This window comes from Azoarcus sp. DD4 (genome assembly GCF_006496635.1).
Lineage (GTDB): Bacteria > Pseudomonadota > Gammaproteobacteria > Burkholderiales > Rhodocyclaceae > Azoarcus.
Window position 1 is genome coordinate 3,440,743 of sequence record NZ_CP022958.1, and the last position, 15,296, is coordinate 3,456,038.

16 protein-coding genes are annotated in these 15,296 nt (G+C 67.3%); 4 read left to right on the plus strand and 12 right to left on the minus strand.

What is annotated here, in order from left to right; all coding sequences use genetic code 11:
• Positions 1–34 precede the first annotated feature (34 nt).
• The 4 genes from CJ010_RS15840 to CJ010_RS15855 all read right to left on the minus strand — a co-directional run bounded on the left by CJ010_RS15840 (position 35) and on the right by CJ010_RS15855 (position 3,630).
• Positions 35–487, minus strand: a complete 453-nt coding sequence (locus CJ010_RS15840; protein ID WP_240794382.1) for a nuclear transport factor 2 family protein — start codon at positions 485–487, stop codon at positions 35–37.
• Positions 488–540: 53 nt separating this feature from the next.
• Positions 541–912 carry a cytochrome c family protein gene (locus tag CJ010_RS15845; protein ID WP_141018930.1) on the minus strand — a complete coding sequence of 124 codons (372 nt, stop codon included), beginning with the start codon at positions 910–912 and terminating at the stop codon, positions 541–543.
• A gap of 12 nt (positions 913–924) precedes the next feature.
• Positions 925–2,418, minus strand: coding sequence for an NAD(P)/FAD-dependent oxidoreductase (locus CJ010_RS15850; protein ID WP_141018931.1), 1,494 nt, complete (start codon positions 2,416–2,418; stop codon positions 925–927).
• Between the two features lie 213 nt (positions 2,419–2,631).
• Entirely contained in the window at positions 2,632–3,630 is a 999-nt protein-coding gene (locus CJ010_RS15855) for a helix-turn-helix domain-containing protein (RefSeq protein WP_141018932.1), read from the minus strand.
• Between the two features lie 227 nt (positions 3,631–3,857).
• Between CJ010_RS15855 and CJ010_RS15860 the strand changes: the two genes are divergently transcribed.
• The gene (locus CJ010_RS15860; RefSeq protein ID WP_141018933.1) at positions 3,858–4,070 is read left to right on the plus strand and encodes a hypothetical protein; all 213 of its coding nucleotides are present in this window, start codon (positions 3,858–3,860) and stop codon (positions 4,068–4,070) included.
• Here CJ010_RS15860 and CJ010_RS15865 read toward each other — a convergent pair.
• The 8 genes from CJ010_RS15865 to CJ010_RS15900 all read right to left on the minus strand — a co-directional run bounded on the left by CJ010_RS15865 (position 4,037) and on the right by CJ010_RS15900 (position 9,963).
• A complete protein-coding gene (locus tag CJ010_RS15865; RefSeq protein WP_141018934.1) occupies positions 4,037–5,512 on the minus strand; it encodes an inorganic phosphate transporter in 1,476 nt (491 codons plus the stop codon). The two genes, CJ010_RS15860 and CJ010_RS15865, sit on opposite strands and share 34 nt — an antisense overlap.
• Before the next feature lie 223 nt (positions 5,513–5,735).
• Complete coding sequence (arsH, locus tag CJ010_RS15870; RefSeq protein WP_141018935.1) at positions 5,736–6,458, minus strand: arsenical resistance protein ArsH; 723 nt, start codon at positions 6,456–6,458, stop codon at positions 5,736–5,738.
• On the minus strand, positions 6,455–7,540 hold the full coding sequence (gene arsB / locus CJ010_RS15875; protein WP_141018936.1) for an ACR3 family arsenite efflux transporter: 1,086 nt from the start codon (positions 7,538–7,540) through the stop codon (positions 6,455–6,457). The genes arsH and arsB overlap by 4 nt, the downstream gene beginning before the upstream one ends.
• A 3-nt stretch (positions 7,541–7,543) precedes the next feature.
• Complete coding sequence (locus CJ010_RS15880; RefSeq protein WP_141018937.1) at positions 7,544–8,053, minus strand: arsenate reductase ArsC; 510 nt, start codon at positions 8,051–8,053, stop codon at positions 7,544–7,546.
• A 59-nt stretch (positions 8,054–8,112) separates the two neighbouring features.
• On the minus strand, positions 8,113–8,592 hold the full coding sequence (locus CJ010_RS15885; RefSeq protein WP_141018938.1) for an arsenate reductase ArsC: 480 nt from the start codon (positions 8,590–8,592) through the stop codon (positions 8,113–8,115).
• A 49-nt stretch (positions 8,593–8,641) separates the two neighbouring features.
• Positions 8,642–9,064 (minus strand): DUF2703 domain-containing protein, encoded by a 423-nt coding sequence (locus tag CJ010_RS15890; RefSeq protein WP_141018939.1) that lies wholly within the window; start codon positions 9,062–9,064, stop codon positions 8,642–8,644.
• A gap of 25 nt (positions 9,065–9,089) precedes the next feature.
• Positions 9,090–9,434, minus strand: a complete 345-nt coding sequence (locus CJ010_RS15895; RefSeq protein WP_141018940.1) for a helix-turn-helix transcriptional regulator — start codon at positions 9,432–9,434, stop codon at positions 9,090–9,092.
• 88 nt (positions 9,435–9,522) lie between these two features.
• Positions 9,523–9,963, minus strand: coding sequence for a MarR family winged helix-turn-helix transcriptional regulator (locus CJ010_RS15900; protein WP_141018941.1), 441 nt, complete (start codon positions 9,961–9,963; stop codon positions 9,523–9,525).
• 64 nt (positions 9,964–10,027) lie between these two features.
• On the opposite strand from CJ010_RS15900, the gene CJ010_RS15905 reads away from it, so the two are divergent.
• The 3 genes from CJ010_RS15905 (at position 10,028) to CJ010_RS15915 (ending at position 15,294) form a co-directional block, all read left to right on the plus strand.
• Entirely contained in the window at positions 10,028–10,768 is a 741-nt protein-coding gene (locus CJ010_RS15905) for a siderophore-interacting protein (RefSeq protein ID WP_205754799.1), read from the plus strand.
• A gap of 114 nt (positions 10,769–10,882) precedes the next feature.
• Positions 10,883–13,705 (plus strand): cation-translocating P-type ATPase, encoded by a 2,823-nt coding sequence (locus CJ010_RS15910; protein WP_141018942.1) that lies wholly within the window; start codon positions 10,883–10,885, stop codon positions 13,703–13,705.
• Positions 13,706–13,827: 122 nt separating this feature from the next.
• Complete coding sequence (locus CJ010_RS15915) at positions 13,828–15,294, plus strand: permease (protein WP_141018943.1); 1,467 nt, start codon at positions 13,828–13,830, stop codon at positions 15,292–15,294.
• Positions 15,295–15,296 lie beyond the last annotated feature (2 nt).

The window sequence follows — 15,296 nt, forward strand, 5'->3', positions numbered from 1 at the left end:
TCTCTTTATCGTTTTGGTGTGGGGCGCCGGGCGACTACATCCCGCCCATCGTGTAGCTCTCGGCCACCACCCGCCAGCCGGCCTTCTCGCGCTGCCAGACGAACAGCGCACGCACCTGGTAATTGGCCGCCGTCGCATCGGCCGGCTTGCAGTCGTAGGTCACGAAGGAATAGCCGATGTCGCCGGACGACCGCCGCGCACCGTCGGGAATGAGCTTGCAGCTCGCGGTTCCCTTCACGATCCCGGCGATCACCGGGAGCAACGCGTCGCGGCCGCGGATCACCTCCTTGGTGCCTTCACCCGTCAGCACGATGTCCTTGCTGTAGAGCACGTCGAACCAGCGGTTGCCGTCGCGGGCCTCGATCGCGGCTTCCACCGCGCGGTAGCGTTCGGTGACCGCCTTGTCGAATTCGGTCGAAGCAGCGGCAAACGCACTACCCGAAACGGCCACGGTGGCGGCCATCGTCGCGATGAATCTGAACTTCACGGTTTCTCTCCTGGGTTGAATCTGCTGGATGCAGCGGGGCTTGGGTGCGCAGCTCAGCGCAAGGTCTTGAGGAAATCGATGACGGCCTGGCGGGCGGCCTCGTCCTTGAGTCCGCCATATGCCATCTTGGTACCGGGCGCATACGCCTGCGGGTTCTCGAGCCAGCGGTGCAGTTCGGCTTCCGTCCAGACGCCGCCCTGCTTGCGCAGCGTCCGCGAGAACACGTAATCCGGCGCAGCGGCCTTTTCCCTGCCGAATACGCCGAACAGGTTGGGGCCGACGCCGTGGGCGGCGCCCTTCTCGGCCTGATGGCAGGCGGCACACTGGATGAATGCCGCTTCGGCCGGCCCTGCCGCATTCGCCGGCGGGCTGGCGGCGAGCACGACCGCAGCCACGAGCTGGCTGGCGCGTGTGGTGTTGTGCATGTCGCCCCCGGGTCAGCTGTTGGCGCCGAGCGCCACCGCAACCTGCTGACCCACCTGCAGGCCCGACTCGATGGCACCGTCGATGAAGCCGCGCCAGCCGGTGGCGATGTCCGCCCCGGCGAAGAACACCCGCCCTTCGCGCGCGCGCAGATCGTCGACATGGCGGCTGAACTGGTTGGGCCGGTAGGTGCACCATGTTCCCAGCGAGTAGGGATCCAGATGCCAGTCGTAGGTCAGCACCTGCTCGACGCTCAAGTCCGGCAGGAACTTGCGGATGAAGGGCTCGACGGCCTTCGGATTGTTGATGTCGACCTTGCCGTCGGTCGGCGGCCCGAACGCGACCAGCACGCCGCCGTCGGCGCCGGCCTGCTCAGTGAATACCATCGTGAAGAGTTCGGTCTCGGGGGCGAAGAACAGCAGGGAATCGAGCTTGCCCTTGACCTTGATGTAGACCTTGTGGCCCTTGCCGGCGTGATGCTCGCGCGCCATCGCCTGCTTGCCAGCCCGCAGCGGCGGCTGGAAGTCGATCAGGCCGGTGGTGTTTACCGGCACCGCCATCACCACAAAGCGCGAGGAAATGCGTTCGCCTTGTTCCGTCACGAGGGCGGCACGGCTCGCATCCTGGTGCAGTTCGGCGACGACCGAGGAAAGCCGTACCTCGAACTTGCCGTCGGCCGTCATGCGATCGATCAATGCCGACGTGCCCGCCTTCAGCTTGTAGCGCGCGCAGCTATAGACCAGGCGCACCGCATCGCCATCGACCAGCGACCACCAGCGCAACATCTCGGTATAGGCGGCGGTGCTCACATGCCCGTGGCAGTTGGTGGCCATCATCGCGTTCATCAGGTCGCGCTGGGCCGGCGACATCTTCATCTGTGCCATCCGGTCGGCGATGGACAGGTGATCGAGCCGGTTGCCGGCCTCCTTCATGCGGGGAACGAAGGGGCGATCGAACACCTCGGGCGTCTGCTCGTGGAAGCGGTCGAGCGCGTCCTTGAGCAGGTTCCAGTTTTCCTGCACCGGCAGCTCGAGCACCTTGCCTTCCGACAGCCACATGACCCGCTCGGGATGCGCGACACCCGGCGTCTCGACGATCTCCATGCCGTAGCGCATCACCTCCGCCCACACGTGCGGCTGGGTGTAATGGACCCAGGTGCCGCCCAGTTCGACCTTCCTGTCGCCGAAACTGCTGTAGAAGGTCCTCCCGCCCAGGCGGTTGCGGGCTTCCAGCAAAAGCACCCTGGCCCCGCGCCGCGACAGCTCCCGGGCGGCCGTCACACCGGCGAAGCCCCCGCCGACGACGACCACGTCGTAGTCCGTGTCCCCGCGTCCGGCTGTCTTGCCCGCTGCCTGCGCCGGGAGGACTGCTCCTGCGGTTGCGGCCGAGGCCAGCTTGAAAAAATCGCGTCGGGACCATGCGCCCGTTTCCGCCGCCGGGTGCTGTGGATCGGGATGTGACGCGGAACGGGTACCGACCTCCTGGTCGCCCGGGGGTAGCTTGGCCATGCTGATTTGTCTCCGTGCATTCCGCCGCATACGTGTGCGACAGCGCTTGTTTTGGGAAGCCGCCGTTCAAGCCGGCGTGCAACGAAGACTAAAAGGACGGTCTCGAAGCGGGTTATCCGCTTTTGGCAAGAAAGTGACGCTGCGACGCAACATTGCGGTACCGAAACGGCCGCCGATGGAGGCCCTCCTCTCCGACGGACAGGCGGTGGCCGTTTACCGGCTCGCGGCGCGTCGCCGGGTTTCCGAGGGCAGTTCGCCGAAGAGCGCGCGATAGTATTCGGAGAAACGCGACTGATGCCAGAAGCCCCAGCGTGCGGCGACATCGGCTGTCGATTCCGCAGTGGAGCCTCCGCTACGGCGGATTTCGCGCCGCACCGCGTTCAGACGGGCATTGCGCAGGAAGAGGACGATGTTGAGCCCCGTCTGCTCCTGGAACGCGTATTGCAGAGCGCGGCGCGACACGCCGAACTGCTTGCACAGATCGACCACGGTGAGGGGAGCCTGCGGTTGGTCAAGCACGTAATCGCGGACGCTGCGCACCAACCACCCCTTGATGCCGGGATGCAGATCCCACGTGTTGCGCCCGGTATCCTTGCCCAGCATGTCCGCTGCCAGTGACAGGACACAGTTGCGCATCGCCCGTCGGCTAGCATCGATGTCGAGCAGTTCGGGCATGGCTTCGACCGCGCGCACGATCTCGAGCAACATCCGTCGCAACAGCTCCGCCTCGCGCTTGCGCGCGAGCACCATCGGTTGTCGATGGATCTCGCAGCGGAGCGCTTCGCCACGCTCCGCTGCGAAGGCATCGAGCAATTCCTCGGAAAACGTCGCCGAGACCATGTCGAGTTCTTCGCGGGAAAATATCTCGAAATCGGTGGCGCCCGGCAGATATCCGATCGCATTCCCGTCGAGGGCCATCCCGCAATAGGTGCCGCTCCGCCCCCCCACGATCGGTACCCCGAGCGTGAGCATCCCTGCAGCATTTCTTCCAGTCGTGAAGATGGATTGGCTACCCTTCTCCCAAAGGATCTCCAGCCCCTCGCCGATCCACAGCTCGCGGATGTAGCCCTCGAAGGGACCAGGCGTCATCTGCTCGTAGATCGCATGCCACGCCTCCAGCTCCCTGCCGAAATCGGTGATGTCCTGGATCAGTTCCTGGCGTAACCCAGTCTGCGAACGCTCTACAGCCCCGGCTTGCTGTTCAGTACCCATTGCGGCAACCACACTCTAGTTTCGGTACCGACCGCATCGGGCTGGCGACAGTGTTTGCACCCATGGAGATCAGGCGCAGCCGCTCCTCGTCGTCGGTCGGGAATGCGAGGCCAAGTGTATCCCCGCGCGGTCCGGTGGGTCATCCGCGAGGTCGTACATCCGGCGCCCACCCCCGATCCGCCCTCAGCGGATCTCGGCAAGAAAGCGGCTTCGCGCGGTGATGGGCCGTGAAAATCCCCATCACCGTCGCCGCATCGAGCGGCATGACCTGGGTATCCGGTAGCACGAGCGGGGTCTATCCCGCCACCGGCAACCAGGAGCTGCTCGCCAAGATCCAGCGCTACCGCGAATCCTGCGAGGATGTGTTCCGCGAGCTTGTCGAGGTCCCGACGCGGCCGCCCCTTCGTCAGGCGATGAAGATGCGCCAGGCGGCCCAGTAAAGGCCGGCGGACAGCGCCATCGAAATCGGCAGGGTCAGCACCCAGGCCAGCAGGATGTTGGTCACCGTCTGGCCCTGCAGGCCGCTGCGGTTGGCGACCATGGTGCCGGCCACGCCGGACGACAGCACGTGGGTGGTCGACACCGGCAGCGAGAACACATTCGCCATGCCGATGGCGGCGGCGGCCGTCACCTGCGCGCTCATGCCCTGGGCGTAGGTCATGCCCTGCTTGCCGATCTTCTCGCCGACCGTGAGCACCACCCGCTTCCAGCCGATCATGGTGCCGATGCCCAGCGCCAGCGCCACTGCGATCACCACCCAGAACGGTGCGTACTCGGTAGTCGAGGTGAGATCCTTGCGCAGACGGGCGAGATCCTGCTTCTCGGCTGCCGGCAGGTAGGCGAGCTTGGACACCCGGCGGGCGGTGTCGTCCAGGCACAGCAGGTAGCGGCGCATGTCGACGCGCGCCTGCTCCTGCATGTCCTCGTAGTTGCTCACGCCCTCCAGCCCGCGCCGCAGCGCCGCGATGGTGATCTCGGTCTGCTGCGGGTCGCAGCGGAACCTGGCCGGCAGATCGCTGCCGTTGGGCTTGCCGAGCGCCAGGTAGTCGGACAGCGTCTGGGCGTTGCGCTGGTAGAACTCGCCCAGATGCACCGCGGCGTCGCGCGTGCGGCTGATGTCGTAGGTGGTGCTGTTGAGATTGAGCACGAACTGCGCCGGCACGATGCCGATCAGCACCAGCATGATGAGGCCGATACCCTTCTGGCCGTCGTTGGAGCCATGCACGAAGCTCACGCCCATGGCCGAAAGCACCAGCACCAGGCGGTTCCAGAACGGCGGATGCTTCTTGCCGACCTCGCCCATGCGGAACTCCGGCGTGCGGTGCATGGAGGAATGCGGCTTCCACCAGCGGAGCGCGATCAGGATCAGCCCGGCGACCAGGAATCCCGCCAGCGGCGAGGCGATCAGCGACAGCGCGATGTCGATCGCCTTCTGCCAGTTCACCCCTTCCGCCAACGCGATGTCGGTGATCACCGCGTTGGCGAGGCCGACGCCGAGGATGGAGCCTATCAGCGTGTGCGAACTGGAGGCCGGGATGCCGAAGTACCAGGTGCCGAGGTTCCAGGCGATGGCGGCAGCGAGCAGCGAAAACACCATCGCCAGGCCGCGGCCGGTGTCGACGTCGATCAGCAGCTCGACCGGCAGCAGGTGGACGATGGCATAGGCCACGCCGACGCCGCCGAGCAGCACGCCGAGGAAGTTGAAGATGCCGGAGGCGATCACCGCCAGATAGGGCGGCATCGCCCGGGTGTAGATCACGGTGGCCACCGCATTGGCGGTATCGTGAAAGCCGTTGATGAACTCGAAGGCGAGGACGAAGGCGAGTGCGAGGACGAGGCTGACGATCAGCCAGGGGTCGTAGCTGGTGAAGAGTTGAATCATGAGGACGGCGCGGCCGTCACCGCATGCCCCTGCGTGTAACCTGGGCTTCAGGAACGCTGGCTGCGGGCGGCACCACCGGGCTTCCAAAAATGGCGACCGCGGATTCTCTCAGATTGTGCGGCCGCCACTCCAGAATATTTCAATTCCGTGACTACGACTAAGGCATTAGACGAACACTGCCACCGCCCGCCGGCGGGTGGCTCCGGACGGATGGCGAGCGCCTTCAGATCGACTTCTGGTTCACCCGCTTGGAAAGCTCCTCCGCACTCTCCTTGCGCTCGCTGTAGCGATCCACCAGATAAGGCCCGATGTCGCGCGTCAGCAGGGTGAACTTGACCAGTTCCTCCATCACGTCGACCACCCGATCGTAATAGGACGAGGGCTTCATCCTGTCGTGCTCGTCGAACTCGAGGAAGGCCTTGGCCACCGACGACTGGTTGGGGATGGTCAGCATCCGCATCCAGCGCCCCAGCACGCGCATCTGGTTCACCGCGTTGAAGGATTGCGAGCCGCCACACACCTGCATCACCGCCAGCGTTTTGCCCTGGGTGGGACGGATGGCGCCGGCCGTCAGCGGAATCCAGTCGATCTGCGCCTTCATGATGCCGGTCATGGCGCCGTGGCGTTCGGGCGAACACCACACCATGCCTTCGGCCCACAGCGTGAGTTCGCGCAGTTCGGCGACCTTGGGATGGGTCTCGGGCGCGTCGTCCGGCAGCGGCAGGCCGCTCGGGTTGAAGATGCGCGCCTCGGCCCCCATCGCCCACAGCAGACGCGCCGCCTCCTCCGCCAACAGGCGGCTGAAGGAGCGCTGCCGCAGCGAGCCGTAGAGCAGCAGGATGCGCGGCGGATGCGTGGCCCGTGCCGCCGGCTGCAGTTGTGCCGCATCCGGCACGCGGAAAAGATCTTCCCGGATGTTGGGGAGTTCGCTGGAAAGCCCGCTCATGCCCGCGCTCCTGTTGCGGCGCTTTCGTACCAGTCGCGCGAACGGTTCACCACCCGCACCACCAGCAGCATCACCGGCACTTCGATCAACACGCCGACCACGGTCGCCAGCGCGGCGCCGGATTCGAAGCCGAACAGACTGATCGCCGCGGCCACCGCCAGTTCGAAGAAGTTGGACGCGCCGATCAGCGCCGACGGGCAGGCCACGCTGTGCTTTTCGCCCAGCTTGCGGTTGAGCCAGTAGGCCAGCGCCGAGTTGAACAGCACCTGGATGAGGATGGGCACCGCCAGCAGCGCGATCACCAGCGGCTGGCGCAGGATGGCCTCGCCCTGGAAGGCGAACAGCAGCACCAGGGTGGCGAGCAAGGCGGCGATGGACCAGGGGCCGATCTTCTCCATGGCCGCATCGAAGGCTGCCTGCCCCTTCTTCAGCAGTGCGCGGCGCCAGAGCTGGGCGAGCGCCACCGGGATGACGATGTAGAGCACCACCGAGGTCAGCAGCGTGTCCCACGGCACGGTGATGGCCGAGATGCCCAGCAGCAGGCCGACCAGCGGCGCGAACGCGATCACCATGATGCTGTCGTTGAGCGCGACCTGCGACAGGGTGAACAGCGGATCGCCGCCAGTGAGCCGGCTCCACACGAAGACCATCGCGGTGCAAGGCGCGGCCGCCAGCAGGATGAGCCCGGCGACGTAGCTGTCGAGCTGCTCGGCCGGCAGCATCGGGGCGAACAGCTGGCGGATGAAGAGCCAGCCGAGCAAGGCCATCGAGAAGGGCTTCACCAGCCAGTTCACGAACAGCGTGACGCCGATGCCGCGCACGTGCTGGCGCACCTCGTGCAGCGCGCCGAAATCCACCTTGACCAGCATCGGGATGATCATCACCCAGATCAGCAGGCCCACCGGCAGGTTGACCTGCGCCACTTCCATCCGCCCGACCGCCTGGAACACGCCGGGCAGCCACTGGCCCAGTGCGATGCCGGTGACGATGCAGAGGAAGACCCAGACGGTGAGATAGCGCTCGAACACGCTCATCGGTGCTGCTACCGCCGGCTGGATGGCGGCTTCGCATTGCATGTTCATGCTTCAGTCCCCCGTCACCGGGCTGCGCCCGAGTTGATCGACTTCGCGCTTGAGTGCGAGGCGGTCGAGTTTTTCCACCGGCAGGCTAAGGAACAGCCGGATGCGGGTCACGATTTCGTTCTGGGCCTGGCTGAAGGCCTTGAGCTGGTGCGCGCGGTCGCCGACGACCGCTGCCGGATCGGCGAAGCCCCAATGCGCGGTGATGGGCTGGCCGGGCCACACCGGACAGACCTCGCCGGCGGCCTGGTCGCACACGGTGAACACGAAGTCCATCACCGGCGCATCCGGCCGGGCGAAGACATCCCACCCCTTGCTGTGCAGCGTGCCCACCTCGTAACCCTGCGCGCTCAAGACCTCGAGCGTCATCGGATGGACCTCGCCACGCGGATGGCTGCCGGCGCTATAGGCCTTGAAGCGCCCCTTGCCGAGTTCGTTGAGCACGACCTCGGCGATGATGCTGCGTGCGGAATTCCCGGTACACAGGAACAGCACGTTGAAGACTCTTGCAGACATTCGACACTCCCTGGATGCGTCGTCGCGTTTCGATAATCGATGGAAAGTTGAAATATGGCTCAAGGCAAAAGCGCGCCGACACGGTCGAGCTCGCGCTTGAGCGCGGCACGGTCCTGCGCCAGTTCGGCGAGCGGCAGTGCGAGGAAGGCTTCGATGCGGGCACGCAGGATGCGGTAGGCGGCCATGAAGGCGGCGTCGATCTCGGCATCGGTACCCGTGGCGTGCGCCGGGTCCTCCACCCCCCAGTGGGTGCGCAGCACCGGGCCAAGATAGACCGGGCAGGTTTCGCCGGCGGCGCTGGCGCACACGGTGACGACGATGTCGGGCGTCACCGGCAGGTCGTCCCAGGACTTGCTGCGATAGCCCTCGGTGGCGATGCCCTCGCGCGCCAGCAAGGCGAGCGAGCGCGGATGCACGTAGCCGGTCGGCTTGCTGCCCGCGCTCATCGCCTGGAAGCCGGCTGGCGCCAGGTGGTTGAAGGTCGCTTCCGCGAGAATGGATCGGCAGGAGTTGCCGGTGCACAGGAAAAGGATGTTCATGAGGCCTGGTGAGCGGGTTTCGTGTGGTCGAAAGGGAAAGGAAATGCCATCAGGGCCGGCCTGCCGCCGGCGTCTGCCGGCCGGCATCCATCATCCGGCTGGCGGCCACGAGGGCGGCGCGGATCAGCAGGTCTTCGGGTATCGCTTCGTAGGTCGTACCGTCGACTTCGACCGTGCGGCAGTCGGCGTCGCCGCAGCTGGCGCAACAGCGGCTGGCACCGGCGTTCGCCTGCAGCCAGCTTTCCAGCGGCTGGCCGGCGATCCAGATGCGGTTGGATTCCAGCGGCCGGGCGGCGAACTGCGCAGGGTCGATGACGCGGCGCTCCAGTTGCGGTTCGATACCCAGCGGGGCGAGCGCATGCCGCAGTTTCTCGACAGCCCCTTCCACCGCCTGCTGGGTGGCGTCGCAACGCGGGCAGGTGTTGCCCGAGTCGTCCAGCAGACGTTGCCAGAGGATGTTCAGGGTTTTCATGCCGGCCTCCTTCGGTTGTGGTGACTCAACACCCCAGCCCGCTGACGCAGCCCACCGCCTCGCCGACCTCGGCGCACTGTTCCGGCACGCCGGCGCAGCATTCTTCGGTCAGATAGCCGATCAGGTCGCGCATCAGCGCCATGTTCGCCCGGTAGCGCTGGAAGCGCCCTTCCTGCTCGACCGACACCAGCCCGGCGTGGGTCAGCGCCTTGAGGTGGAAGGACATGTTGGTCGGCGGCACGTCGAGCGCGGACGAGATCTCGCCCGCCACCATGCCGGCCGGCCCCTTGCGGACCAGCAGGCGGAAGACGTCCAGGCGCACGCCGGACGAGAGCGATTCGAAAACCGCGAGGGCCGTGTTCTTTTCCATGCTCTGACTATACAACATTTATTGAATCATCAATATGAAAATCACGCCGCAGCCGCCACCCGTGGCGGTCCGGACGGGACGCCGCCGCTCACGCCGCTGTTTCGAGATTGCGCCGCATCCTGCGCAACAGGGCAAGAAGCTGCTCGCGCTCCGCCTGCGCCAGGCCGGTCACCGCGACATCGGCCAGCTGCTGGCTGTGACGCTGCAAGCTGCCATGGACCTCCCGCCCGTCCGCCGTCAGTTCCAGCCGGCTGCTGCGGCGGTCCGCCTCGTCGGCCCGCGCGGCCAGCAGGCCACGGCGTTTCAGTTCGCCGATCAGGCGGGCGATCTGCGCCTTGTCACGTCCCGAGTGGGCAACCAGATCGCTGAGCGTCGCGCCCGGATGGCGGGCGAAATAGCCGAGCGCCTTGAACTCCATGTGGGTCAGGTCGTGCGGCCCCTCGCGCAGTGCGCGGTGCTGCAGCGAACGGTAGAGATGCATGACGGCATGGACGGCGTCGAGCACGTCGTCGGAAGAAAGTGCGACCATTTGGTTGACAGTATCAACTTGTTAACGGAATCATAGTGGACATTATCAACGATTAAGGCCAACCGTGAACATTTCTCAAACCACCCGCCGCGTCCAGCGCGTCCGCCACGAGATCCACCTCCGCGATGTCGAAGTCGTCGGCATCGCGCAGCCGAGTGCCAACTTCATCGCCGTGACCTTCGCCGGCGACGCGCTCGCCGACTTCGTCTCGGCCTCCTTCGACGATCACCTGAAGTTCATCTTTTCCACGCCCGCCGGCGAAGTCCTGCGCCGCGACTACACCCCGCGACGCTTCGACCGGCAGCAGCGGACCCTGACGCTGGAGTTCGCGCTGCACGAAAACGGCCCGGCCTCGGACTGGGCACGGCAGGCCGCGGCCGGGCAGCGCGCGACGCTTGCCGGGCCGCGCGGCTCGATGATCATTCCCATGGACTACGACTGGCATCTGCTGGCGGGCGACGCCGCCGCGCTGCCGGCCATCCACCGGCGGCTGGAAGAACTGCCGGCCGCGGCCCGCGCCATCGTCGTGGTGCAGACGGCCGATGCGTCCGACCGGCGCGAATTCAACAGCGCCGCGCAACCGGATGTCCGCTGGGTCGCCACGCCGGATGAACTGATCGCCGCCGTCCGCGGCCTGGCTTTGCCGGACGGAGAGGGCTTCGCCTGGTGCGCGGGCGAAGCATCGACGATGGCGCGCCTGCGCGAGGTCCTCGTCACCGAACATGCGCAGCCCAAGGAAGCCATGCGGGTTGCAGCGTACTGGCGGCACGGCACCTCGAACTTCCACGAAGAGCTGAACCCGTGAGCGCCTGCGCGTCCCGGCCGCCGGAACGCTCGCCGGCGGGTCGTCCGTAGCCGCGCGCAGCGCGATGCCGCCGCGTCGGCGCAAGATCGCCGGGCTTCGTGCCATGATGTGGACATGACGAAGGAAGCCAGACTGCGCGACCCCGCCATTCTCGAAGTGGCCGAGGTCGCGCGCGCCCTCGACACCGATCCGGAACGCGGCCTGAGCGCGGCCGAGGCCCGGCGCAGGCTGGCCGAGGACGGCCGCAACACGCTGCGCACCGCCCCGCCACTCCCCTCCTGGCGGCGCCTCCTGCGCCAGCTCCACGATCCGCTGATCTACCTGCTGCTCGCCGCGGTCGTCGTCACGCTCGCGGCGTGGATCATCGACGGCGGCAAGGACTGGCCCTACGACGCGATCGTGATCGTAGTGATCGTCGTGCTCAACGCCATCCTCGGCTACGTACAGGAAGCCAGGGCGGAGAACGCCGCCGCCGCGCTGGCGCGGCTGACCGCGGCCACCTCCACGGTGCTGCGCGACGGCGCGCCGCAGCGCATACCGAGCGAGGAGTTGGTGTGCGGCGATGTGCTGGTGCTGGCGGAAGGCGACGCGGTGGGCGCCGATGCGCGCCTGGTCAAAGCGGCCGACCTGCGCATCCGGGAGGCCTCGCTCACCGGCGAGAGCGAGGCGGTGCGCAAGCATCCGGCCACCCTCGCCCAAGCCGCGGCGACTGCCGACCAGCTCGACATGGTCTTCAGCGGCACCTCGGTCGCGCAAGGCAACGGCGTGGCGCTCGTCACCGCCACCGGCATGTCCACCCAGATGGGCGCGATCGCCACCCTGCTAGAACGCACCCGCGAGGATCCGACCCCGCTGCAGCGGGAAGTGAGCCGGATCGGCCGCATGCTGGGCGCGGCCGTGATCGTCATCGCTGCCATCGTGGTCGCCACGGTCCTGATCGGCGCCGACGTCCATGGCACGAAGGAACTCATCGCCGTGCTGCTGCTCGGCGTATCGCTCGCGGTGGCCGCGGTGCCCGAGGGCCTCCCGGCCATCCTGTCGGTGGTGCTGGCGCTCGGCGTGCTGCGCATGGCCAGCCGCAATGCCATCGTCAAACGGCTGTCTTCGGTCGAGACCCTGGGCTCGGCCTCGGTGATCTGCTCGGACAAGACCGGCACGCTCACACGCTCCGAAATGACCATAGAGCGCATCGTCACCGCGTCCGGCACCAGCCGGGTGAGCGGCGTCGGCTACGCACCCGAGGGCGAAGTCGAACATGAGGGCAAGCCGCTCACCGGCGGTCCGCTGCATGCCGAGCACGTGGTGGTACTGAGCGGCGGCAGCCTGGCGGGCAATGCCGACCTGCGGCGTGCCGACGGCGGACTGTGGGAGATCCAGGGCGACCCGACCGAAGCGGCCTTTCTCGTGGCCGAACGCAAGCTCGGCCTGCATGAACGCCGGCAGCGCCGCTTCGAACGCATCGGCGAAGTCCCGTTCAGCTCGGAACGCAAGATGATGTCGGTGATCGCGCTCGACCATGAGCACGACGACGCGGTCGTACTGATCGCCAAGGGCGCGCCCGACGTGCTGCTCGAACGCTGCACCCGGGTGCGCGTGGGGATGGAAGTGGTGGCGCTCGACACCGCCCGGCGTGCGCAGATCCTGGCCGAGGTGGATGAACTCAGCGACGCCGCGCTGCGCACGCTGGCGGTGGCCTATCGCCCGCTCGCCGCGGGCGAGGATGCCGACGCCACGCAGGAACGCGACCTGATCTTCGTCGGCACGGTGGGCATCATCGATCCGCCGCGCGCCGAGGTGAAACAGGCCATCGCCGAGGCTCGCCGCGCCGGCATCCGGATCATCATGATCACCGGCGACCACCCGCGTACCGCCGCGCGCATCGCCGCCGACCTCGGCATCGTGGCGCCCGGCGCCGCCGCGCTGACCGGCATCGGGCTCGACGCGCTGGACGATGCCGCGCTTGTCGCCGCGGTGCGCGACACCTCTGTGTTCGCCCGCGTCAGCCCGGCGCACAAGCTGCGCATCGTCGACGCGCTGCAGGCCGACGGCCAGGTCGTCGCCATGACCGGCGACGGCGTCAACGACGCGCCCGCCCTCAAGTCGGCCGACATCGGCGTGGCGATGGGCGGCACCGGCACCGAAGTCACCAAGCAGGCGGCGAAGATGATCCTCGCCGACGACAACTTCGCCACCATCGTCGAGGCGGTGCGCGAGGGCCGCGGCATCTTCGACAACATCGCCAAGTTCCTGCGCTACCTGCTGTCGTCCAACATGGGCGAGGTGCTCACCATCTTTCTCGGCGTGATCGGCGCGGGCGTCATCGGACTCGCCGGCGCCGACGGCCACGTGGTGGCGCTGCCCCTGCTCGCGACCCAGATCCTGTGGATCAACCTGCTCACCGACGCCTGGCCGGCCATGGCGATGGGCGTGGACCCGCAGACCGAGGACGTGATGGCGCGACCGCCCCGGCGCCGGTCGGCCCGCCTGATCGATGCCCGGATGTGGGCCGACGTCGTGCAGACCGGGCTGGCGATGGCGCTGACAACGCTGCTGAGCATAGACCTCTTCCTGCCCGGCGGACTCATCGAGGGCGGGCACTCCCTAGACACCGCGCGCACCGCCGGCTTCACCGTGCTGGTGTTCGCCCAGCTCTTCAACTGCTTCAACGCCCGCTCCGCCACCGCCAGCGCCTTCCACCGCCCCTTCGTCAATCGCTGGCTGTGGGCGGCGGTAGGCTTCTCCGTCGTCCTGCAGGTGGCGGTGGTGCACCTGGACATTCTCAACCGGGCCTTCGGCACCGTGCCGCTGATGCCGGCGCAGTGGCTGCTGTGCGCGACGATGAGCAGCGCGGTGTTGTGGGCCAGCGAACTGCGCAAGCTGCTGTTGCGCGCCCTGCACCGTCCCGGCCTCGGGCAAGCGCGCGTGCGCGAGGGCTGAATGCAGCTGTCCTCAGCGGGCAACGAGCAGCTTTGTTGACATAGATGCTTGTTTGCGGTCGGCCGTACCGCTAATTTGGCGTTGAAGATGCGCTGCACGCATCACCTGCGAGGAGCCGTGCCATGGACGGACTGCTTTCCTGGGGATTGCCGGTGCTGCGGGGCGGCCTCGGCAATCTCGCTGCCTATCTCGCCGCCCACGTCCTGCTCTGCCTGCTGCCCGCCTTCTTCATCGCGGGCGCGATGGCGGCGCTGATCCCGAAGGAGACGGTCACCCGCTTCCTCGGCCGCAACTCCAGCAAGATGGTGTCCTACCCCGCCGCGGCCGCCGCCGGGTCGCTGCTGGCGGTGTGCTCCTGCACCATCGTGCCGCTCTTCGCCGGCATCTACAAAAAGGGCGCGGGCCTGGGGCCGGCGATCACCTTCCTGTTCTTCGCGCCGGCGGCCAACATCCTGGCGCTGGTCTACACCGGCGGCATCATCGGCCCCGATCTCGCCATCGCCCGCCTGCTGCTCTCGCTCACCTTCGGCATCGGCATCGGTCTCATCATGGCGCTGCTCTTCCGTGCCGACGACGTCGCGCACGACCTGGCGACCGACAGCCCCTTCGCCGCGCGCGGCGAAGGCATGGGCCGCGCGCCGCTGGTCTTCCTGTTCGTGTGGGTGGCGCTGCTGCTGGCCGGCACGCTCAAGCTCGGCGTGCTCACCGGCAGCTATCTCCACATCGACCTGCCCCTGCACGATGCCCGGCACTGGCAGGGCGTGCTCGACCAGCTGGTGCCCTACGACGCGGCCAAGGGCGAAGAAGGCGTGTCGCTGCAGGGCGCGCTGCTGATCGTGCTGCTGGCGGGCATCGGCATCAGCGCCTGGCGCGGGCTCGAGAACATCCAGGACGGCGCCAATCTGTGGACGCACCTCAGCCTGGCGCTGATCGCCGCGACCCTGCTGGCCGCCGCGCTGTCGGTGCAGGCGGTGCCGGAAGGCCTGCGCATCGGCCTCACCGGCAAGTTCTTCGGCGTTGCCCTCAGCCTTGCCGTGCTGTACGCGATCGCGCGCCGCCAGCTGTCGGCGGACGAAGTGCGCGACTGGCTGTGGGAATCCTGGCGCTTCGTGAAGCAGATATTCCCGCTGCTGGTCGCCGGCGTCTTCGTCGTCGGCATGATCCGCGTCCTGATCCGCCCGGAATGGATAGAGCTGCTGGCCGGAGCCAACACGCTCACCGGCAACCTCGCCGGCGTCGCCTTCGGCGTCTTCATGTACTTCCCGACGCTGGTGGAAGTGCCGATCGCCCGGATGTTCCTCGATCTCGGCATGCACCGCGGCCCGCTGCTCGCCTACCTGATGGCCGACCCGGAGCTGTCGCTGCAGAGCATCCTCATCATCGCGGCCATCATCGGCCGCCGCAAGACGGCGACCTACGTGGCGCTGGTGGCACTCTTCAGCACCATCGCCGGCCTTACCTACGGCGCCTGGGTGGACGGCAGCTCGCTGCTGGTGCTCGCGCTCTGGCTGGCCGGTTTCATCGCGGTGCTCGCCGCCCTGCTCGTGCTCGCCGGACGCCACGGCCGCACTTCCCTCAAAGGAGTCTGATC